19 protein-coding genes and 2 tRNA genes are annotated in these 22,046 nt (G+C 44.9%); 15 read left to right on the forward strand and 6 right to left on the reverse strand.

Annotated elements, in window-relative coordinates:
- Positions 1 to 89 precede the first annotated feature (89 nt).
- The 5 genes from PJK55_RS01670 to PJK55_RS01690 all read left to right on the forward strand — a co-directional run bounded on the left by PJK55_RS01670 (position 90) and on the right by PJK55_RS01690 (position 5,741).
- Positions 90 to 1,844: a sensor histidine kinase gene (locus PJK55_RS01670; RefSeq protein WP_271305254.1), complete on the forward strand. Its 1,755-nt coding sequence runs from the start codon at positions 90 to 92 to the stop codon at positions 1,842 to 1,844.
- The gene (locus PJK55_RS01675; protein WP_271304590.1) at positions 1,841 to 2,779 is read left to right on the forward strand and encodes a sugar ABC transporter substrate-binding protein; all 939 of its coding nucleotides are present in this window, start codon (positions 1,841 to 1,843) and stop codon (positions 2,777 to 2,779) included. Before PJK55_RS01670 ends, PJK55_RS01675 begins: the two co-directional genes overlap by 4 nt.
- Before the next feature lie 61 nt (positions 2,780 to 2,840).
- Entirely contained in the window at positions 2,841 to 4,184 is a 1,344-nt protein-coding gene (locus tag PJK55_RS01680) for a DEAD/DEAH box helicase (protein WP_214693072.1), read from the forward strand.
- An 81-nt stretch (positions 4,185 to 4,265) separates the two neighbouring features.
- Complete coding sequence (locus tag PJK55_RS01685) at positions 4,266 to 5,168, forward strand: deoxyribonuclease IV (RefSeq protein WP_271305255.1); 903 nt, start codon at positions 4,266 to 4,268, stop codon at positions 5,166 to 5,168.
- Between the two features lie 3 nt (positions 5,169 to 5,171).
- Positions 5,172 to 5,741, forward strand: coding sequence for a hypothetical protein (locus PJK55_RS01690; protein ID WP_271304591.1), 570 nt, complete (start codon positions 5,172 to 5,174; stop codon positions 5,739 to 5,741).
- Positions 5,742 to 5,770: 29 nt separating this feature from the next.
- Here PJK55_RS01690 and PJK55_RS01695 read toward each other — a convergent pair whose 3' ends face one another.
- From PJK55_RS01695 to PJK55_RS01705, 3 genes are all read right to left on the reverse strand, one after another.
- Complete coding sequence (locus tag PJK55_RS01695; RefSeq protein ID WP_012726630.1) at positions 5,771 to 5,941, reverse strand: DUF1427 family protein; 171 nt, start codon at positions 5,939 to 5,941, stop codon at positions 5,771 to 5,773.
- A gap of 93 nt (positions 5,942 to 6,034) precedes the next feature.
- Positions 6,035 to 8,200: an RNA degradosome polyphosphate kinase gene (locus tag PJK55_RS01700; RefSeq protein ID WP_271304592.1), complete on the reverse strand. Its 2,166-nt coding sequence runs from the start codon at positions 8,198 to 8,200 to the stop codon at positions 6,035 to 6,037.
- Between the two features lie 2 nt (positions 8,201 to 8,202).
- Positions 8,203 to 9,732 carry a Ppx/GppA family phosphatase gene (locus PJK55_RS01705; RefSeq protein WP_271304593.1) on the reverse strand — a complete coding sequence of 510 codons (1,530 nt, stop codon included), beginning with the start codon at positions 9,730 to 9,732 and terminating at the stop codon, positions 8,203 to 8,205.
- 187 nt (positions 9,733 to 9,919) lie between these two features.
- Between PJK55_RS01705 and PJK55_RS01710 the strand changes: the two genes are divergently transcribed.
- The 4 genes from PJK55_RS01710 to PJK55_RS01725 are packed head-to-tail and all read left to right on the forward strand — an operon-like array spanning position 9,920 to position 13,378.
- Positions 9,920 to 10,681: a metal ABC transporter ATP-binding protein gene (locus tag PJK55_RS01710; protein ID WP_271304594.1), complete on the forward strand. Its 762-nt coding sequence runs from the start codon at positions 9,920 to 9,922 to the stop codon at positions 10,679 to 10,681.
- Positions 10,678 to 11,535 (forward strand): metal ABC transporter permease, encoded by an 858-nt coding sequence (locus PJK55_RS01715; RefSeq protein WP_271304595.1) that lies wholly within the window; start codon positions 10,678 to 10,680, stop codon positions 11,533 to 11,535. Before PJK55_RS01710 ends, PJK55_RS01715 begins: the two co-directional genes overlap by 4 nt.
- Positions 11,528 to 11,953, forward strand: coding sequence for a Fur family transcriptional regulator (locus PJK55_RS01720; protein ID WP_214747940.1), 426 nt, complete (start codon positions 11,528 to 11,530; stop codon positions 11,951 to 11,953). The genes PJK55_RS01715 and PJK55_RS01720 overlap by 8 nt, the downstream gene beginning before the upstream one ends.
- 36 nt (positions 11,954 to 11,989) lie before the next feature.
- Positions 11,990 to 13,378, forward strand: coding sequence for an NAD(P)H-hydrate dehydratase (locus PJK55_RS01725; protein WP_271304596.1), 1,389 nt, complete (start codon positions 11,990 to 11,992; stop codon positions 13,376 to 13,378).
- 39 nt (positions 13,379 to 13,417) lie between these two features.
- Here PJK55_RS01725 and PJK55_RS01730 read toward each other — a convergent pair whose 3' ends face one another.
- Positions 13,418 to 14,002: a hypothetical protein gene (locus PJK55_RS01730; RefSeq protein WP_271304597.1), complete on the reverse strand. Its 585-nt coding sequence runs from the start codon at positions 14,000 to 14,002 to the stop codon at positions 13,418 to 13,420.
- Between the two features lie 76 nt (positions 14,003 to 14,078).
- A complete protein-coding gene (gene ispG / locus PJK55_RS01735) occupies positions 14,079 to 15,200 on the reverse strand; it encodes a flavodoxin-dependent (E)-4-hydroxy-3-methylbut-2-enyl-diphosphate synthase (protein WP_074033343.1) in 1,122 nt (373 codons plus the stop codon).
- A gap of 213 nt (positions 15,201 to 15,413) precedes the next feature.
- Here ispG and PJK55_RS01740 point away from each other — a divergent pair, with 213 nt between their 5' ends.
- On the forward strand, positions 15,414 to 17,114 hold the full coding sequence (locus PJK55_RS01740; RefSeq protein ID WP_271304598.1) for a methyl-accepting chemotaxis protein: 1,701 nt from the start codon (positions 15,414 to 15,416) through the stop codon (positions 17,112 to 17,114).
- 18 nt (positions 17,115 to 17,132) lie between these two features.
- Here PJK55_RS01740 and PJK55_RS01745 read toward each other — a convergent pair whose 3' ends face one another.
- A complete protein-coding gene (locus PJK55_RS01745; RefSeq protein ID WP_271304599.1) occupies positions 17,133 to 17,591 on the reverse strand; it encodes a hypothetical protein in 459 nt (152 codons plus the stop codon).
- Between the two features lie 180 nt (positions 17,592 to 17,771).
- Between PJK55_RS01745 and PJK55_RS01750 the strand changes: the two genes are divergently transcribed.
- The 5 genes from PJK55_RS01750 (at position 17,772) to PJK55_RS01770 (ending at position 21,953) form a co-directional block, all read left to right on the forward strand.
- Complete coding sequence (locus PJK55_RS01750; RefSeq protein WP_271304600.1) at positions 17,772 to 19,415, forward strand: Na/Pi cotransporter family protein; 1,644 nt, start codon at positions 17,772 to 17,774, stop codon at positions 19,413 to 19,415.
- 104 nt (positions 19,416 to 19,519) lie between these two features.
- Positions 19,520 to 19,593, forward strand: a tRNA-Met gene (locus tag PJK55_RS01755).
- Positions 19,594 to 19,600: 7 nt separating this feature from the next.
- Positions 19,601 to 19,674, forward strand: a tRNA-Ile gene (locus tag PJK55_RS01760).
- Between the two features lie 113 nt (positions 19,675 to 19,787).
- On the forward strand, positions 19,788 to 21,260 hold the full coding sequence (locus PJK55_RS01765) for an alpha-amylase (protein WP_271304601.1): 1,473 nt from the start codon (positions 19,788 to 19,790) through the stop codon (positions 21,258 to 21,260).
- Positions 21,261 to 21,344: 84 nt separating this feature from the next.
- Complete coding sequence (locus PJK55_RS01770; RefSeq protein ID WP_271304602.1) at positions 21,345 to 21,953, forward strand: superoxide dismutase; 609 nt, start codon at positions 21,345 to 21,347, stop codon at positions 21,951 to 21,953.
- Positions 21,954 to 22,046: the final 93 nt, after the last annotated feature.

Genomic DNA, 22,046 nt, shown 5'->3' on the forward strand with positions numbered 1-22,046 from the left:
TAGTCTAACATTGTTTCGAAAATACGAAAAGATTTGCGTGTATTCATGCTATAATTTTTAGGTTAGAAAGGAGGGACATCGTGAATCGAATGAAACAGTTACGTGAACTTAGAAAATCATATTTTTTCCAAATTACGTTTATTATCATCATTATTCTAGCACTTGTTATCTCGTCACTTGCATTTTCTGCTGATCGCGTCACGGTGTCTCGTGCAGAAGAGCTTGCGAAAGAGCAATTTGACTATGCGATTGACGATAGTATTGAAAATGTCGAGTCCCGACTCGGTAAATTGTATGAGGATCTGGTTTATCTTGGAGCTTATGTCGGGAACGAACCGTGGATTGAAGAGCGGATCCGGACAGGGTATTTAAATCAACGAACGAGTTTTACATCGATTTTTTATTATGATGTCAGCAAGAATTCGTTTAAATGGTATTCTGAGCGTCAAGTTTCATCTTCTGTGATTAAACGGGACCCTAAGTTCGCAGAAGTATTGACTGCGAGTGGAAAAGAATTATATATGAGTGACCCTATCATGATTAGTGGGGACATGGGAACGTTCTTATATGTTCCCGTCATTGAAGACAACCGACCAATCGGTATTTTTGGGGGAAGCATCAGTGTGCTCAACTCTGACTTGTACCGTCGGTCGCTCGAGTCATCGAATGATGACATGATTCTTTACCTGTTAGATGAACAAGGAGAAGTATTGACGACGTCGTTCAATTTGGTCACAGATGCAGAACGTCGCGTGTCACGTGAAGTCATTGACGACGTGCTAGGACGGAGTACACGTACGATTTTAAGTACGGAAGAAGACACGATGATGTACGAACCGGATGCGCGAGTCAGTGGCTGGAGTATGCTTGCAAAACATCAGAATGACTCCGTATATGAGACGGTCTACGATACGCGTTGGCAGTACTTGATGATTGCACTTGTGACATTCTTCTTGAGCATCCTTGTCGGATTGTTGCTCTCGCGAACGTTGACGAACCCGCTCGTCGAACTTGTCAATCAGATCAAGAAGCAACAGTCACTCGGTGCCATCACGCTCGAGAGGACCGGTTCAAAAGAAGTCGAGACGTTACTGGATACGTATAACGACTACGCCCAGCGGATGGAAACATCAAGGCGTGAACAGTTGAGCCAGCAACAATTGATTTTACATCAAGAAAAGCTAGCATCACTTGGACAATTGGCAGCCGGGATTGCCCATGAGATTCGAAACCCGCTCACACCGGTGCATATCACCTTACAGTTGGCACGAGAAGGACAAAGCAATAAAGACATGGTAGACGTCGCCATCAAAGAGTTGGAGCGGGCGAATGATTTAATCTCGACGATGCTGACACTCGCCAAACCTGATCAGGCAGGAAGAGACGAAGAATGGATTGATATGTTAGACTTTGCGAAGCGACTCGAATTCTTGATGGATGCTGAATGTTATAAGCGTCCGACCAAGTGGGAATTACTCGTTCCGAATGACATGCCTCCTTTCTATGCCTCGTTCGATATGCTCGTTCAAATCATCTATAACCTGTTCAAAAACGCGGTCGAGGCTGTCGAGTCGAAAGGCGCAGAGGGAAGTGTTGTCGTGACCGTCCTCTTTACGGAGCAGGAATATCGGTTCTTAATTGAAGATAACGGGATTGGGATGACAGAAGAACAACTCAAGACAGTCGGTTCGGCATTCAACACGACGAAAGACAACGGAAACGGTCTTGGGATTTACATGATTCAAGAATACTTGAAGAGTGTGAACGGATCGATGGAAATTGACAGTGTCGTCGACAAAGGGACAGCGATGTTGATTAAAATTCCAAGGAGAGATCCGTCATGAAAAAACTCAAACACTATTGGTTTTGGTTACCAATTGTTTGGGCCATGACAATCCTTCTCATCACATCGATTCAATTACCGGAGCAAAAAACAAATGAAAAAGAAGTCGGATTCGTGTTCGTCAGTGACAAGCATGAACATGCCAATAAGTTGTTAGATTCATTCGTCCATACGGCCAACCAGAAAGGGTTCATTCCCATTCCAACGACGAGTGAAGACTCGCGTGTGTTAGAGAAAGAAAAGTTAGACTCTTTAATTGATCGGGGCGTCGAGGCCATCTTTTTGACGACGCTCGATGACACATTCATCCAACCATCGTTAGAACGTGCAAGACGAGAAAACATCCCAATCATTGCGATTGACCGAATGATTGACCATTCGAGTGTGTTAACGTCGGTCGTTTCCGACAATGTTGATATCGGGCGCATGGCAGCAGAGCAGATTGCAGCAAAGTATAGTGACCTCGATCGACCGATTCGTGTCGTCGAGGTGACGGGTACGCCGAAGGTACGCTCTACGATGGACCGCAGTCTTGGGATTCGGGAGTACGAAAAAGCGAATGCCGACCAATTCGAAATCATTGCCTCCATCACGGGGAACTATGATACATTTCAAGCAGAGATTGAGATGTCACGTTGGTTAGAAGAAGAAATTCCATTTGATGCCGTCTTTTCGCACAATGACGATAATACGTTCGGTGTCGTCCGAGCTTTAGAAAGTCATGACTTAACGGATAAGACGATTGTATCAGTAGACGGCATTTCTGATATTTATCCACTCATTCAAAATGGGAAAGTCAATGCGACTGTCGTACAGTCCCCGAATGAGATGATGGAAGTCGGCTTTAAAGCGCTCGAACAACATTTAAATGGAAAGAAAATTGCCAAGCATTATTATTCGTCGAGTTATTTATATGAAGGCGTGGCAAAAGATTGATTGACAAATGATTTGATTCCGCTATGCTAGGAAAAGTGGAAAGAAACAGGAGGTGTATCGATTGAACAGCTTCCAACAGTTCAAATTGCTACCGTTTATGATCGATGCGTTAACAGAAAAACGCATCACGAAACCGACCGATATACAAGCACGGATTATTCCGGCTGCACTGAATGGTCGAGATATTATTGGGAAATCACAAACAGGAACGGGGAAAACACTTGCGTTCCTATTACCGATCGTAGAAGCGATCAACCCAGAAGAGGAATCTGTCCAAGCGATCGTTGTCGCACCGACACGTGAACTCGCATGGCAGATTCATGAAGAATTAAAATCAATCCTCATTAAGAATCCGGATTACATCAAATCAAGTTTGATTGTCGGAGGAACAGACCGCGAACGTCAAATCGATAAGATGAAAAATCCACCACAACTCATTATCGGGACACCGGGAAGAATCCTTGACTTGATGAAAGCACAAGCATTGTTCCCGCATAAAGTGACGCATTTCGTTGTCGATGAAGCTGACCAAATGCTCGATATGGGATTCTTGCCGGAAGTTGACCGCATCGCGCAATCACTTCCAGAAAAACTTCAAACGATGGTCTTCTCAGCGACAATCCCTGAGAAGCTCGAGCCGTTCTTGAAGCGTTACTTGCACGACCCGCGCTTTGCTGAAGCGAGCCCGGAACATCGTGTCGCACCAAAAATCAAGCACCACGTCATTCCGGTACGTCACCGTGACCGTAAGGAATTGACCGTCGAAATTGCAAAAGCAATCAATCCGTTCGTCTGTCTCGTATTCACAAATACGAAACAAGAAGCGGATGAATTGGAGACATCATTCCGTGAAGCGGGACTGAATGTCGGTACGTTACACGGGGACATGCAGGCACGTCGCCGTAAACAAGCCATCAAGGACATTAATGACGCGAAGTATCAATACGTGATTGCTACAGACTTGGCAGCTCGAGGAATCGACATCTCAGGCGTTTCTCACGTCATCAACCATGGGATTCCGAAAGACCTTGACTTCTACACGCACCGTGTCGGTCGTACAGGTCGTGCGGGCGCATCTGGTGAGGCATACACATTGTATGAGGACCATGAAAATGGACCAATCAACCGACTCGAAGAACGAGGGTTCGAATTCACACACGTGGACTTGCGCAATGGTTCGATTCAGCCAATCAAAACACGTCGTCGTCGCCAAACGGACCGGAAGATGAAAGTCTCACATACGGCACATAGTCGTATGGCCGGTGAAATCAAGAAGGCGAAGAAGAAAGTGAAACCTGGCTATAAGAAGAAATTTAAGTATAAGTTAAAAGAGACGGCTTCACGCGAGCACATGCAACAGCAGCGCTCAGATCGTCGTGCCGCTCGTAAGAAAAACAAGCGTTAATCGTTTGAAGAATCGACTTCTTGGAGTCGGTTCTTCTTTTTGTGTAAACTGAAGATAGAAGCTTATGAAGGGAAGATGATGATGTTAAAAATAGGTTCACATGTTTCGGTATCAGGTAAAAAAATGCTACTTGCAGGTAGTGAAGAGGCTGTTTCTTATGGGGCGAATACGATGATGGTGTATACGGGAGCTCCTCAAAATACACGTCGAAAGCCGATTGAGGATTTGAATATCGAGGCGGCACTCACACATATGGCTGCTCACGATATCGAAGAGATTGTCGTCCATGCACCTTATATCATTAACCTCGGAAATACGACAAAACCTGAAACGTTCGAATTGGCCGTTTCATTTTTGACACAAGAGTTGAAGCGTGCTGAAGCACTCCAAGTTGCTCGTCACGTCGTTCTTCACCCAGGGGCTCATGTTGGTGCCGGGGAAGACATTGGTCTTGCGCGGATCATTGAAGGACTGAATGAAGTGTTGACTGGCGACGAACAGGTTAAGATTGCGCTTGAGACGATGGCAGGGAAGGGAAGCGAGCTCGGAAAGACGTTCGAAGAATTGGCGACAATCATAGACGGCGTCACACACAATGATCGTCTCTCTGTCTGTTTCGATACGTGTCACGTACATGATGCAGGCTACGACTTAGTCGGTGATTTGGACGGAGTGATTGAAGAATTCGATCGAATCGTCGGTCTCGACCGTCTCGGTGTGATTCATGTGAATGATTCAAAAAACGTGCGCGGTGCGAGAAAAGACCGGCACGAAAATATCGGGTATGGTGAGATTGGGTTCGATACATTAAATCGAATCATTCATCATGAGGCATTTGCACATCTCCCAAAAATTTTAGAGACGCCATATATCTCAGTTAGTGAAAAAACGAAAGTGGCACCTTATAAACAAGAAATCGAGATGTTCCGTGCGAATCAATTTGATCCTGAATGGCGTGAACGCTTCACGTTTTCGCATCAATAAACGATGGCGATCCTTCAGGTCGACCCAAAGCAATATGATGTGTGGAACGCATTCCCAACCTATTTTCTTGAACAGAGTCCTGTTTACGTAAAAGGGTCCGTAACGACCCCGACAGCGTTCATCGAAGTGATTGGGCATGGGATTGTGGCAGAGGCAGAAGTATTGTTAGAGGAAATGATTGAGCAACCTGACGATCCGTACTGGTTTGGCGCTAAAAAGGAAGAAGTGGCGACGTACAGTTTGGTCGATTTAATCCAACTTCATTTTCACCATCCGCTTTTGAAAATAGGGATGTATGAGGCGGATGAACCGTACGAATCGATTCATCAGAAATGGATGGATGGGTACGATGTTCCTTCTTCGAAATGGACAAAAGAAAATTATGAAGCACATTTGTTTCGGGAGAAGTTTGTCATCCCGTACGCTCCGGTGACAACATGCTCAGTTTGTGAGATCAATCTTTTCGAACGATACGGAAACGATGCATCGAAACTGATGGAATATCATCTGCAAGGTGACGACGGGATTTGGGTGTGTCCAACCTGTCATAAAGCGATTCATACGTTAGACTAAAAAAACGATGCCTCTCAGGCATCGTTTTTTTAGAATGGCCAGTTCGCCACGGCAAACTGATATACTTTCATCCCGAGGAAAACCCCGAAGATTCCGACGACACCAGGCAACACCGGTGGGGCCGGTAATGGCAATTTGAGTGCCGTGAAGATGGCACCACAGATTAAGCCGGCGAGTAGTGAAAGTAGAATTTCTTGCATGTATGATTCCTCCGTCTCTTTTAATGAAAACGCTTTATAATAGCTGAACCGCATTCATTATACAATGAGATTGTTATTTTTTGAAGTCTAACATCAGTCATCTGTCATTTTCTCATTCTCTGCCCGAAGACGTAATACTTCTCGTTCAGCCCAGTTTGAAGGTTCGCGCTCGAATACACTCGGAATATTGTTCCAACGACCTCCGGTATATTGATGAATAATAATTTGAGACTGAATTTCTTCTTCATTGTCTTCTCGTTTCACATACACATAACGTCCATCGGAACGTTGTCTTCTCGCCTTCACGTTATCGACGAGTTGAAGTGCCATCATATCTTTGATGTACGTTTTATGTGATGGATCGAGAATTGGGAAGAGGATTTCGATTCGCTTTTTCATGTTGCGTGTCATCCAGTCTGCGGAAGAACAATATAAATCTTCTTTGCCGTTTTGATAGAAATAAAAGATTCGAGAATGTTCGAGATATCGATCGATGATTGAGATGACTCGAATATTGTCAGAAATTCCTTTGATTCCTGGTCGTAAGCAACAGATACCTCGAATGATCAAGTCGATTTTTACACCTGCGGAGGAAGCGTCATATAATTTCGTGATGATGGCTCGATCGGTAATCGAATTCATTTTCGCGACGATGTGACCATTCCCGTACTTCTCATGCAGCTTGATTTCTTCTTCGATTTTTTGAAGGAAGAAATCCTTCATGTCGTCTGGTGACGTCTCGAACTGATGCCAAGACGGTCTTTCACCATAACCGGATAACCAGTTGAAAAAGTTTGTAGCATCTTCGGCAAGCTCTTCATTTGTCGTCAGGAGTCCAATATCCGTATACAGTTTTGCCGTAGAGTCGTTATAGTTGCCCGTTCCTAGGTGAATGAAACGTTGCAACACACCACCTTCTAAAATACGAACGACAAGTGTGATCTTGGAATGCGTCTTGAGCTCTTTATAGCCATAAATGACGTGAGCACCTGCTTTTTCAAGTTGTTTGGCCCATTGAATATTTTTCTCTTCATCAAATCGTGCTTTCAATTCAACGAGGACGGTCACTTGTTTGCCGCTCTCGGCCGCATCGGTCAAGGCCTTGATGATCGGAGAGTCCCCGGAAACTCGGTAAAGCGTCTGTTTAATGGCCAATACGTTCGGGTCTTTGGCGGCTTGAACGATGAATCGTACAATCGGGTCGAACGAGTGATACGGGTGATGTAACAGGTAATCTTGTTTGGCGATACTTTGAAATAAATCTTTGCCGGATTCAAGACCTTCCGGGATGAACGGAATTAATGTCTCGTTGATCATGTCGTCATATTCCATCCCGACTTGGCTATAGATACCGAACAGGAAAGTCAAATCAATCGGACCATCAACAATGAAAATATCACGTTCATGCAAGTCAAGGACATCCTGGAGCATGAACAATAGCTCTTTTCGTAACGAGCGTTGTTGTACTTCAAGTCGGATGGCGACCCCATATCGCCTTTTTTTCAGTTCCTTTTCAATTTGTTTCAACACGTCACGACTGCCTTCCTCATGGAACGGCATATCCGCGTTACGTGTGATGCGGAACGGCATCGTCGATTCGACGACAAATCCCTTAAACAGCGAGTCGATGAATTGGATAATCAAATCCTCAAGCAAAATCAAATCGGTATGTTCCTCGTCATCTGTAGGAAGCTCTAGATAACGTGGAAGGACAGAAGGAACTTGAACGAGCGCAAGTCGTTTCTTTCCTTCTTCATTTGAAGCGATCTCAACGGCTATGTTCAACGATTTTGAGAGCAACATCGGGAAAGGACGATAAGCATCGACAGCAATCGGCGTCAGAACCGGGAAGACATGTGTCCGGAAATACTCTTTCACGAACTCTTGTTGTGTCTTATTCAAATGCTTTGTGCGCAAAAACCGTACGTTTTGATTGGATAATTGTTTCGTGATTTTCTTATACGTCGCATATTGTGTCTCGACAAGTTCTTGAGCACGCATCGAGATGGATTTAATCTGTTGCTTCGGAGTGAGTCCTGTCTTGTCTTCCGGACGATTAAACCCCGCGAGCACCTCATCTTTTAACCCGCCGACACGGACCATATAAAATTCATCGAGGTTAGAACTGAATATGGCGAGAAACTTCAACCGTTCCATAAGCGGGTTTCGTTCATCCATCGCTTCTTCGAGGACGCGCTCGTTAAAATCAAGCCAACTTAGTTCGCGGTTGTTAAAATGTTCATACGTATAGTCAGACATGCTTATTCCTCCTCATTCAAAACGATTTCAATCGATTGGTCGATTGCACGCTCTAAATGTTTTTTGTGTCGTGTGCTTCGTTGTAACTCAAAGCGGGCAGACCCGTTCGTATCAAGTGAGAATGTAAGACCATCTTTTGAGCCAGAGACGTGAATATCCGTGACGATTTGGCGCTCTGTCAAATCGAGTGCGTCGACAAGTTTGACAATTGAACCGAGTAATTCAAGACTCTTCAACAACTTCTGGTCAAACCACTTCGGAAAGGCCTCGATATGTTGTTCTAACACGCGTTTTGATTTAAATGATGTAACGAGCGCGAGTGCGAGCCGGTCTTCGTTATTCAACCCTTTGAAATCATTCGTCGTGATCAAATGGAAGGTGTGGTCGCTCTTATTGTTATGGTCGATATATTCACCGACATAGGCGAGACGACAAGCACCCTCGAGTAGACCAGGCTCGAACGGTTTCGGTTTGATGGCCTTCTCTTCAATCAGTCCGGTATACAGCTGACGAGCCAATCGAATCAAGTGTTGGTGGCGGGTCGGGTTCACATCATATTGTTTTTCAAAATGTCGAAAGCTTTCTTCTTTCACATCAGCAAACCGCACTTTATCATGCTCATGTAAATAATTCTCATAGAACAATCCTTCTCGAAGACCGTTATTGCTCATCGTGAATTCCGGAACTTTCAAATATTTCGCAAGCTCACCGATGGCTGTGACAGCCGGGGCAATGATGTCGACCCGATCTTTTGACAGTCCATCCATTCGTCCGAGTTGCTTGCTCGACATGCCGACAAGCTCATCCACGACTTTTTCGAGTTGATCGGATGAGATCGTGTATTGATGGATTCCTTCAAGCGGGAAATTCGACATGCTCTGCTCGACACGAACTAAGTTACGGGCCGTTCCTCCGACGCCGACAAGCGGAACACCATGAGGTTCTAACCATTCGATTTCCTTGAATGCTTTCTTTAAGTATGAGGTCAACGCTTTGCGTTCGTCTTTTGTCATCGTATCGTTTTTCATGAACTCTTTCGTCAAGGTGACAGCACCAAACGGGAAACTATGATAGAAGACGAGCTCACGGTTCTGGAAATAGGTGACTTCCATGGAACCCCCACCGATATCGACCGAGTAACCATCTTCAACATACGTCGAATTGACAATGGCAGAATATCCGTAGAAGGCTTCTTCATAATCACTCAGTAAGCGAATCGTCATACCCGTGGCGTTTTTCACTTGCTGTAAGATGTCATCCGAATTGTTTGCATTTCGGATGGCTGCTGTCGCGACAGGAAGCACATCGGTAACGGTGTGATAATCGTTCAATTCTTTAAAATGGCGAAGCGTATCGATCAAAGCAGCGATTCCGTCCTCTGTCATTTCATTCGAGTCACTAATATGACTAGATAAACGAGCTACTTCCTTCACGTTCAAACGCTCGAAATATTGTCCCTCCTCGTTGACTTCAAAGATGACATTCCGAATCGAGTTGGATCCGATATCGATGACTGCCAGTTTCTTTTCCATAAAAACCATCCCCTTCATATCCTTAGTGTAATCGACAAGGTTTTGGACGAACATATGATTTACGTGATTTTTAAACAAATAGATTGGCGAAAACGCTCTCGCTTGAAGGCGTGTCGGATATTCTGTATAATACAAACGCCTAGAAAGTAGAAATGATTACGATTTATCAAATGAGAGAAGGGATTAGATGACAGCATCCGTCGTCAAATTAAACGATGTGTCTTATTACTATGATGGGACACCGGCCTTACAACAAGTTTCGATTGATATTCGACAAGGGGACTTCGTCGCCATCGTTGGAGAAAACGGTTCTGGGAAGTCGACGTTGATTCGAACGATTCTTGGTTTATTACAACCACAACAAGGATCCGTTGAACTGTTCGGCAAGCCAATTTCGCAGTTTAAAGACAAGTCTCGTATCAGTTACGTTTCCCAAAAAGCGGCTTCATTTAACTCGGGATTCCCGGTTACCGTTGAAGAAGTTGTGGCGATGGGGAGATATGGCCGCCTCGGTTTATTCAAACGTCTAAAAATCGAGGATCAGGCAGCGATCCAAAATGCGCTTGAGACGGTCAACATGTGGCAGTTCCGCCATCGGAAAATTGGGGACCTATCAGGAGGTCAACAACAACGCGTCTTTATCGCTCGAGCGATGGTCAACCAACCTGACCTTTTGATTTTAGACGAGCCCACGGTTGGTGTGGACCAGAAACACTTACAAGACTTTTATGAAGTGCTGCATATGCTCAGAGAGCATACGACGTGTACATTCGTCCTCGTCACCCACGATTTAAATGTCGTGACGGATCTCGTCACGAAAGTCGTCCATCTCGACCGTGGGCGTTTGGCATGTAATTGTGGTCTTCGAGAATATAGCGAGCTCGGTGAACTGGCGTCATCCATTAAGCCATATCCCGTGAAAGTGCTTGTCCATGAGGGTACAACATGATTGCAGACCTATGGACATACAATTTTCTGCGTTATGCGTTCATTGCAGCGCTTGTCATCGGTTTCACAGCACCGCTCATCGGCTCGTTTATCGTCGTCAGACGAATGAGTTTGATTGCTGATGCCCTGTCCCACATGACGCTTGCCGGTATTTCATTCAGTTTATTTCTCGGGCAATACATCGCCTTGTTCGCTGACCTCAATCCGCTATATATGGGAACGTTGATTTCGGTATTGGCGGCGCTCGGGCTCAACTGGTTAAGGAGTAAATATGTTCACTTTCAAGAATTATCAATTCCAATCATGATGTCAGCTGGAATGGGACTGAGTGCTATTTTCATCTCGCTCTCAAGAGGATTCTCCGTGGATTTGTCGACACTATTATTCGGATCAATCTCCGCAGTGAGTCAGTCAGATATCAGCTTGATTGTCAGTGTGGCGATCTTAACGGTCCTTGTGATTTTTATCTTCTATAAACAGTTACTGTTCTTGTCATTCGATGAAGAACAAGCGAAAGTCTCAGGACTACCGAGCACAATGCTCCATCTATTGTTTATGTTCATTGTGGCACTTGTCATCGCTGTCAGTATGCGAATCGTCGGCACGCTTCTCGTATCAAGTTTGATTACGCTACCTGTCGCAGCGGCGTTACGTTTCACCTCAAGTTTCAAACAGACAATCCTTTGGTCAATCATCTTTGGTGAAGTTGCGACAATCGGTGGACTTGTCCTTGCTTACGACCTTGATGTCGCACCAGGTGGAGTCATCGTGTTGATCGCGGTCGGCATCTTGGCGGGTGTCATGATTCTTGAAAAAGTGATGAGTTTCAGGAAAAAGGAGGTACAACATGAATGAGACTGAACAATTGAACCGTCTTCGTGCATCTTCTTTAAAAGTTACGCCGAAACGTCTTGAAATGTACGCCTTTCTCTCTGAAGAAGATCGCTATGTCAGTGCCAAAGACGTACTGGAATATATGCGCGATAAGCATCCGACGATGAGTTTTGATACAGTTTATCGAAACCTCAAGTCTTTTGCTGAGGAAGGTCTTCTCGAAGCGACGGAGCTTGAAGGCGAAAAGTCGTTTCGCGTCACATGTAGCGCATCGCACCATCATCACCATTTGATTTGTCGAAGTTGCGGAAAGACAAAACTACTTGATTTGTGTCCGATGCGTTTTGTAGAGACAGTGGATCCTGAATTTGAAGTGGTCGATCATAAATTTGAGATATATGGGTATTGTAAAGAATGTAAGCAAAAGGGATTGAATTGATTCAATCCCTTTTTTGTATCGAAAGGGGGAAGTCAGATGATTTACACAGCGAAAGAAATCAAACAGACCGATCAAACCGCCAGTCAAAACGGGATGCCTGAGGCAGTATTGATGGAACGAGCGGCTTCGGCAATCGTGCCGAAGATGCAGATAGATTCCTCTTCAACAATTTTAGTAATTTGTGGAAAAGGCAATAACGGCGGAGACGGATGGGTTGTCGCGAGAGAACTTGCGGTGAAAGGTCACAACGTGAGCGTTTGGTCACCACTCGGTGAAAGTAAATCGGAGGCGGCATCGACACACGCGACTTATGCGGCATCATTCGTTCAAATTATTGAGCAACCGATTACTACGGACGTCATCATTGATGCGTTGTTCGGTGTCGGACTCTCAGGACCCGTTTCAGGAAAAGCGAGAGACGTCATTGAATGGATCAATGAACAATCGGCAGAGGTGTTGTCGATTGACATTCCTTCCGGTATGCCGAGTGACCACGCTCGTGAGTTTGATGGCCTGGCTGTTCAGGCGACCCATACTTATTCTTTACATGGCTATAAGCGGACAGCTTTTTTAAACCGCACTGCACCTTATTTTGGACAGCTCGAACGAATCGATATCGGGCTCCCGCATACATCGGACTGGAAAGTATTGACCGAATCTGATTTTGATCAATCGCTTCTAAAGAGAGACCGATTCAGTCATAAAACGGATTATGGGCACGGCATATTGATTGGGGGAAGTCGTCATCTCCTCGGCGCCCCATTTATGGCGGGCCGCGCAGCACTTCGCTCCGGGATTGGCTTGTTAAACCTCTCGATCCCAAGGGAGGCGAGTCCTCTCATTTCGACGTTACCTGAAGCGATGTACGACCAGCATACGGATCTCTTGGAAAAAACATACGACGCGATTGCAATCGGTCCTGGAATGGTGGAAGGTGAGGGTTTGGACTTGATTTGGCAACAAGTGACTCGGCAATCGTGCCCCGTCATCGTTGACGCGGGTGCACTATCGACGAAGCGACTTGAAGCACGAGGACCGCTCATCCTCACGCCGCACCCTGGTGAATTTTCTAAATTGACAGGTCGATCAGTTGAAGAGATTGAAAGTGACCGTTTCACCATTGCTGCCGAATTTGCAATAGAGCACCGTGTCCACCTGATTTTAAAAGGGACGTATACCCTTATCGTGGCACCCGATGGAACAGGCGCGGTCAATGCAGTGGAAGCCTCTGCCTTAGCCAAAGGAGGGAGCGGCGACGTGTTGACAGGAATTTTGCTCGCATTATGGGCGAGAGAAGGTGGGTCATGGTCACCAAATGAACAAGCAGTCCTTTGGCACGCGCTCGCAGCTAAATCGATCAGTCAAACGATTCATCCAGCAAGTGTACTCGCAAGTGACGTGATTGAAGAACTCGGCCGCATCTAATTAAAAAAGGCAATCCCGTTAGCTGAACGGGATTGCCTTTTAGCGTTGGTTAAGAACCATTTGTTTTTCGATATGCGCAATCTGGTGATGTGCCTCACGCCATGTTGAGATGCGTGTCACACCTTCAGGTAGCACTTTCCGATTGTAAGGTGCATCGAACAATAGGACAGGGATAGACGTTTCTTCGTGGATGGACACTGCATTCTCATAACGGTCCTCCATGAATAATTCGAGTGACAAGTCTTTGACGACATTGATTTTCTCGTGTGATCCGGTCATCACGAGCGAATCGAGTGGAAGTCGGTGACTCGTAATCCATTCTTCTGTAACAGGACGAACCGCTTCGCTCCTTGCAGTGACGTAGTGAAGGTGATGTTGTTGTTTCAACTCCCATAATACGTCCAATACATCGGAATGGGGAAGGGAACGACGATAGATTGCTTCCTCATGTCCTTCTTCAATCATAAACTTCCAAAACTCATGCTGTTTCATCGTGGTGTACGTATGCAGTTCATACTCTGTCGCACGATGATAATCAATGGAATACCCAAGTGATTCATTCATATATATAAAGCAACTTCTAGGGTCTGTTACGGTCCCATCTAAATCAATACCGATTCGCATCTCATCACTCCTCCTCACATGCCCTCTATTCTATCAAAAACCCGCACGGTTGCAACCGTGCGGGAAAGGGGGTTCATTAATTTGATTGATTAGCAAGCTCTTGTTCTTCACGCTCTCGTTCAGCCATCTTCTCAGCAGCAATGGCGTCGATTTCTTTTTTCAATTCCTCAACCATCGTGGCTTCAGGAACTTTACGGATAATCTTACCGTGGCGGAAAAGAAGACCTTCATTGCGGGCACCGGCGATCCCGATGTCAGCCTCACGTGCTTCACCAGGACCGTTTACCGCGCAACCAAGAACAGCAACTTTAATGTTGACGTTAATGTTTTGGATGTATTCCTCTACTTCTTTCGCGATCGAGATCAAATCGATTTCGATTCGACCACACGTCGGACAAGAAATCAATGTTGCGGCATTTGCAGCAAGACCAAATGACTTGAGCACTTCTTTCGCAACTTTTACCTCTTCGACTGGGTCATCTGAAAGAGAGACACGAACCGTTGAACCGATTCCGAGTGAGAGGATTGCGCCAAGCCCAGCTGCTGATTTAAGTGAACCAGAGAAAAGTGGACCTGATTCTGTGATTCCGACATGGAGCGGGTAATCAAACGTCTTCGCAGCGAGCGTATACGCTTCAAGCGCCAAGTTCACGTCAGAAGCTTTGAGTGAAATGATTGTGTTATAGAATCCGAGATCTTCGAGAATTTTCACGTGGTGCATCGCACTCTCGACCATTCCTTGTGCAGTCGGGTAACCATACTTTTCAAGGAATTGTTTTTCGAGTGACCCGGCATTGACACCGATTCGAATCGGAATTCCTTTTGCCTTCGCGGCGTTTACGACCGCTTCTACTTTTTCGCGGCGACCGATGTTACCCGGGTTGATTCGAATTTTATCGACGCCACTTTCGATGGCTTTTAGGGCAAGCTTGTAATCGAAGTGAATATCGACAACGAGCGGGATGTTAATGCGGCTCTTGATTTCAGCGAGTGCGTCAGCTGCACGTTCGTCTGGACATGCCACGCGAACAACCTGACACCCAGCTTCTTCTAGACGCTTAATCTCGGCGACAGTTGCCTCGACGTCGTGAGTTTTTGTTGTAGTCATAGATTGAATGACGACTTCGTTCGATCCTCCGATAATCAAATTACCGACGCGAATCGGACGAGTTAATGAACGATGCAAAATTTCTGACATATACGTAATCTCCTTCTTTTGGAAAGATTCCAATCGATTTAAGAAAATAAGGTTTCTTCATTATCATAACGAAAAGAATGTGAAAAAGCATCTAGGATGCGTAACGGATGTGTGCTCTTTACAAACTCTAACGTTATCTTAACATCTACTTCATAATTTTCCACCGTCTCAAGACCGATATAAAGGCGAGAATAGAAAAAGAGGTGGCAACATATGCAATGGAGCTTCAAACGCGATCGAAGGAAGAAAACACGACGAAACAATCGACCGAATCGTCATTTTAAAATGGCACACCGTCTTCAATGGACACTCATGCCGATTATTCTACTTGTCTTTATCACGACCTTCAGTTGGTTCGCCCTGAAATCTGAACAATTATTATCCGCAGAAATCGAGCAACGCCTCATGCGAGAAGTTACGGTCATGCGCGAATCGGTGAAGACATCTTATAGTGCGTACGTTGCAAACGATAAGCAACTAAACCGTTCCCTAAAATCTACTTATATGCAACAAGCTTCTATCTTATCGGGAGATGAATTCGAAGCCGCACAATTTTTAGTGCGTGGAGAGTCTATTGAGCAATTGAGTGGATCAAAAGGAATGAAGACAGAACAAATCGTAGAGGAGATTGCACAAACGACAAGTTCGGAAGTCAAAGAGACGGAAGAATGGTTAATGGCGTCGGTTGCGATACCTGAGTTAAAGGCAGATTACGTTCTCGTCGTCACGAAAGAATCTGCGCTCGGTCCAATGGCTGAACTGCGACAATATATCATTTTCATCTTATTGATTGCGATGATTGGGATGGCCATCCTCTTTACACGATTGATTCATCGTGAAGTCAAACCGTTGAGTATATTGGCCCATTCATTGCGCCACGCCGTTGAAACACGCCGATTCGACGATGTGGCACTTGGAGCAAAATCCAAAGAAATCCATATACTCGAAACCGAGTTCAACACGTTCATTCAATTATGGAACCGGTCTATGGATATGATGGATAAGACAGCGAGTGCGTTCCATCAAAGTCTTCCGATTTTTAAACAAGAGCTGATGAACAGCCAACATCAAGTGGAACAATTTCGTGAAGTTGCGGCTACCGTTGAACATACGAGTCATTCGTATCAGTCGGTGACGAGCGATTCCACATTCAAAATGAGGGAGGTCACGCAGCAAATCGAAACGCTTGAACATCAAATTTCAAGTGTGGATGAACGTGGCAATCGACTGAAGTCAATTTTACATGAAGAGCTTGAAACATTCTCTTCTGTGAAAGAAGCGAGTCATTATGTCGAGCATCAAGTGGAGAGCATTCAACAAAAGCTTGTGGAAAGTGAATCGAATTCTTCAAAAGCGGATGAGGCGCTGAAGAGTATCCTCTCGGTGTCGACAGCTACGAAGATGCTATCGCTAAACGCATCGATCGAGGCAGCCCGTGCAGGCGAACATGGGAAAGGATTTGCGGTTGTGGCCAATGAAGTTGGGAAGTTGGCGAAAATGACGAATGAAGCGACACTTCTCGCTGTGGATGCAATCGAAGCATTGAACGAAGAACGAAAAGACTTGTTGGTGGAAGTCAACGACTTTATAAAAGAAGTTCATCTATTGAAAGATGCAGTGTCTCGGGTGGAGATTGGAATCGGGACGATTGACCATGAGATCAAGGTTCAGTTAGATGAGTTTCAGTCCATCACGGATCAAACGTCTCATACCGGGAGACAACTTTTGCAATTAATCGAATCCAATGAGCAATTGCGAGAAATCAGTTCGTTACTTGAACGAAAATTACTCGAACTAAATGAAGGTGTAGAGCGGTGGTCACACGTACAGTCATCTTTACAATCAGCAGGTGCGGATTTGAGTGATCAAAGTGAGGCACTGAATCAGACGCTTGAGGAACTCTCTCCAGCATAAAAAAACAACGACGAGCGGTTACGAAGACGCTCGTCGTTGTTTTTTTTGAGGTACTTTCGTTAATGGATAGGTGATATAGCCGAGTCCAAACAGCACGCCAATCCACATAAGAGATGAATTCATGTGGTACAGCGCAACCAATATAATTGTCGGAACGAATGTCATCGACACGGTATACGGCCAAGCTTGACGATAGGCCCACATGTTTTTTGAGTAGACTCTCGTAAACAGTTGGACATACAAGGCCATGATCGCGACCCAAATCAAGTAGAAAAATAAGATGGCGAACCCATGTAAGAAGAGCCACATCGGAATGAAAAAGTCAGGACGAATCACAATGAAGTCCAAGACGGTAATGAGTAGCGCCAATACAAAAGTGGCTCCCATATAGGCGTGAAGCGGAGCGAGTCGAAGGCGAAGCGCTCGCTTAGATGGGACTAAACTCGTGCGGAGAAACGTGAAAATAGTGGACAACATGCAAAGAACTCCAATCTGTTATATTACAATGTGGTAGAAATCATTAAAAATAGTACAGTGTTTTAATAAAACTTTTACATAAAACGTGTTTACATCAAGATGCCGATGAAGGCATAATGAGTAGGGCATTAAAAACCAAGCAAATCCAACCAATTCTTAATTAAAAGGAGTACAAAAATCGTGGAATACAATTTGCAAGAAATGTTATTCATGTTTTTTGGAGGTCTAGGGATCTTCCTCTTCGGGATCAAATCGATGGGAGACGGACTCCAAAAGTCTGCAGGGAATCGCCTGCGCGACATCCTAGATAAGTATACAACGAATCCATTCCTTGGTGTACTCGCCGGGATTATCGTTACTGTATTGATTCAATCTTCTTCAGGTACAACCGTTATTACGGTCGGACTTGTTAGCGCCGGCTTCATGACACTCCGTCAAGCGATTGGGGTCATCATGGGGGCAAACATCGGTACAACGGTGACGGCATTTATCATCGGATTCGATGTCGGTGAGTATTCACTCCCGATGATTGCAATCGGTGCAGTCTTACTCTTCTTCTTTAAGAAAGAGCGTTACCAACATCTTGGACAAGTCATCTTTGGACTTGGTGCATTGTTCTACGGTCTTGAGTTGATGGGAGACGGCATGCGTCCACTCCGCTCAAGTGAGTATTTCATCGACTTGACGCAATCAATGAGTGACAACCCGTTCCTCGGTGTCATCGTCGGTACTGTATTTACAGTCATCGTTCAGTCATCTTCTGCAACAATCGGAATTTTGCAAGAACTCTATGCAGGTGGTTCAATCGACTTGGATGCCGCTCTTCCAGTATTGTTTGGTGATAACATTGGTACGACAATCACTGCCATTTTGGCATCGATCGGTGCATCGGTTGCCGCACGTCGCGCAGCTGCAGCACACGTTATCTTTAACTTAATCGGAACGACGATCTTCATGATCTTGTTGATTCCGTTCACAAACTATATTTATTGGATTACAGACTTCTTGGCAATCGAAGACAAGATGCAAATTGCATTCGCTCACGGTACGTTTAACATCGTCAACACATTGATTCAGTTCTGGTTCATTGGAACTATTGCTTGGATCGTAACGAAATTGGTGCCTGGTGAGGATTCGATCGTCGATACGAAAGCACAGCACTTGGACCCAATCTTCATTCAGCAATCTCCTTCGATTGCAGTGGAACAAGCGAAATACGAAGTCATCCGTATGGGCGATTTCGCAAAACTTGGTCTTGACGAAGCGCGTAACTATTTGACAACAGGAGATAAGAAGCACTCTGAAAAGTCTGCGCATATCGAAGAAGCGTTAAACTCATTGAATGCGAAAATCACAGATTACCTCGTTAAATTGGCTGCGGTTGATTTGACTGAGCAAGAATCACAAGAGCACAAGACGCTCATGCATGCGATCAACGACATCGAACGAATCGGTGACCACGTTGAAAACATCATTGAGTTGATTGACTATAAGACAGCTACAAAAGTAACACTTTCGGCAGATGCTCAAAAAGAATTGACTGAAATGTATGACCTCACACGCGAAACGTTAGAGAAATCACTTCAGACGTTAGCAAGCGGTGACATGGTCGAAGCACGTAAAGTCATCGAAATGGAAGCGAAACTCGACATGCTCGAGCGTCAATTCCGTAAAAACCACGTTGTTCGTTTGAACACGGGCGCTTGTGATGGACAAGCAGGTATGTTCTTCGTCGACATGCTCTCAAACCTTGAGCGGATTGGTGACCATGCCATGAACATCACAGAAATCACACTTGAGGACGCACAGGAAGCAACTGTATAAAAATGAAGCACTCCAACTAAGTTGGGGTGCTTTTTTTTCGATGGAAAGGAATTTCCCTTGACAGTATGGAGCATATTCAGTATATTATTACTGTATAACAACATGGCGGTGTAGCTCAGCTGGCTAGAGCGTACGGTTCATACCCGTGAGGTCGTGGGTTCGACTCCCTCCGCCGCTACTTATAAGGACCCTTAGCTCAGCTGGTTAGAGCAGACGGCTCATAACCGTCCGGTCGTAGGTTCAAGTCCTACAGGGTCCATTCAAAACAACTTTCATTTTGTGAAAGTTGTTTTTTTGTTTTCAATCTAAAATTCGTGGGTAAATAGTCGTTAGCATTTTGTTTTTTGAAAAATATGAAATGAGGCGGACAAAATGGAACGAAATCACACCATGATGCAGTTTTTTGAATGGCATGTCGAAGCAGATCAAAAACATTGGAAGCGGTTAAAAGAGAGAGCCGAAGAGTTAAATAAAGCTGGTATTACAGCGCTCTGGTTACCTCCTGTCACAAAAGGACAGAGTAGTGAGGATACGGGTTACGGCATTTATGACTTATATGACTTAGGGGAGTTCGACCAAAAAGGATCGATTGCTACAAAATATGGAACGAAAAAAGAACTTCTTGAAGCAACATCTTATTGTCAGAATGAACTAGGTATGCAAATTTATATGGACGTCGTCATGAACCATAAAGCAGGGGCGGATGCAACCGAGAAGTTTAAAGTGTTAGAAGTGGACCAAAATGATCGCACAAAAGTGCTGTCAGATGAGCCTTTTGAAATCGAGGGATGGACAAAGTTTGATTATGAAGCTCGTGATGGGAAGTATTCTACATTTAAATGGGATTTCAATCATTTTAACGGGACGGATTATGATGCAGCGACGGACCGTTCTGGTATTTTCTTTATTGTTGGAGAAAATAAAAGATGGAACGACAATGTTGACGATGAATTCGGTGTCTATGACTATTTGATGTTTGCGAACATCGATTACCATCATCCTGAAGTTCGGGAAGAAGTGTTGAGCTGGGGTAAATGGTTTATTGAAGAAACGAAATGTGACGGATTCCGATTGGATGCAATCAAACACATCAACTATGACTTCGTGAAAGAGTTCAGTCAAACAATGCGTGAAGAGAAAGGCGATCAATTCTATTTCGTCGGAGAGTTCTGGAAGTCTGATCTTGACGCATGCCGTGAATTTCTTGATAACATCGATTACCACGTCGATCTATTTGATGTTCCGCTTCACTATAAATTACATCAGGCGTCAGAGGAAGGGGCCGCATTCGATATGCGCACCATTTTTGATGATACGCTCGTCCAGTCACACCCACTTCATTCAGTGACGTTTGTAGACAATCACGATTCACAACCTGAAGAGGCACTTGAGTCGTGGGTAAAAGATTGGTTCAAGCAAATCGCATACGGTCTCGTCTTGCTTCGTAAAGATGGCTATCCATGTGTCTTCTACGGGGATTACTACGGCATAGATGGTCCACGTCCAACCGATGGGATGAAGCTTGCGATTGATACGCTACTATATGCCCGTCGAGAAAAGGCATATGGGGAACAGGATGATTACTTTGATGATGCAAACGTCATCGGCTGGGTACGCAAAGGTGTGGAGGAGATTGAGCGTTCAGGATGTGCTGTTCTCATCTCAACTTCGGACGAGGCTGAAAAGCGAATGTTCGTCGGGGAAGAGCGAGCTGGCGAAATATGGGTCGACTTGACAAATACACGAGAAGATAAAATTGAGATTGATGAAGAAGGTTTTGGGGTATTTAAAGTGGCGGCGGGGTCTATTTCGGTCTGGGCGTTACCAGAAGAAGATGTAGAGTGAAGCATTACAATTGAGTCGACCGTCACAAATCTGTTACATTTATAACGAACGTTGTTCAAAACACTATTAAGGGGGATTTTAGTAATGGCTAAATTTGAATTACCACAACTTGATTACGCATATGATGCACTCGAACCACACATTGACGCTCGCACGATGGAAATCCACCACACGAAACACCACAACACTTACGTCACAAACGTAAACAATGCACTCGAAGGAAAAGACGTGGAGTACTCTTCACTCGAAGACTTGCTTCAAAAAATCGATTCGCTTCCTGCTGACATTCAAACTGCTGTCCGTAACAATGGTGGCGGTCACTGGAACCACTCGTTCTTCTGGAAACTCTTGAAGAAAAACGAGAACGGGACACCTTCAGGCGATCTCGCTTCTGCAATCGACGAGTCATTCGGTAGCTTTGATGCATTCAAAGACGAGTTCACAAAAGCTGCAACTACTCGTTTCGGTTCAGGATGGGCATGGCTCGTCGTGAAGAACGGCAAACTTGAAGTGACGTCTACACCAAACCAAGATTCACCGATCATGGAAGGTGTTACGCCAATCCTCGGCCTTGACGTTTGGGAGCACGCTTACTATTTGAACTACCAAAACCGTCGTCCTGACTACATCAATGCATTCTTCCACGTCATCGACTGGGATTATGTTGCGAAGTTGTACGCTGACGCAAAATAAGTCGTTTGTCCCGAGATTCTTCATAGAGTCTCGGGTTTTTTTGTGTCTTTCATTAATTTGTAAACAAATTATGATATAGTGAAAAACGGACAA

It is taken from the genome of Exiguobacterium sp. MMG028 (assembly GCF_027947425.1).
GTDB classification, from domain to species: domain Bacteria; phylum Bacillota; class Bacilli; order Exiguobacteriales; family Exiguobacteriaceae; genus Exiguobacterium; species Exiguobacterium aestuarii_A.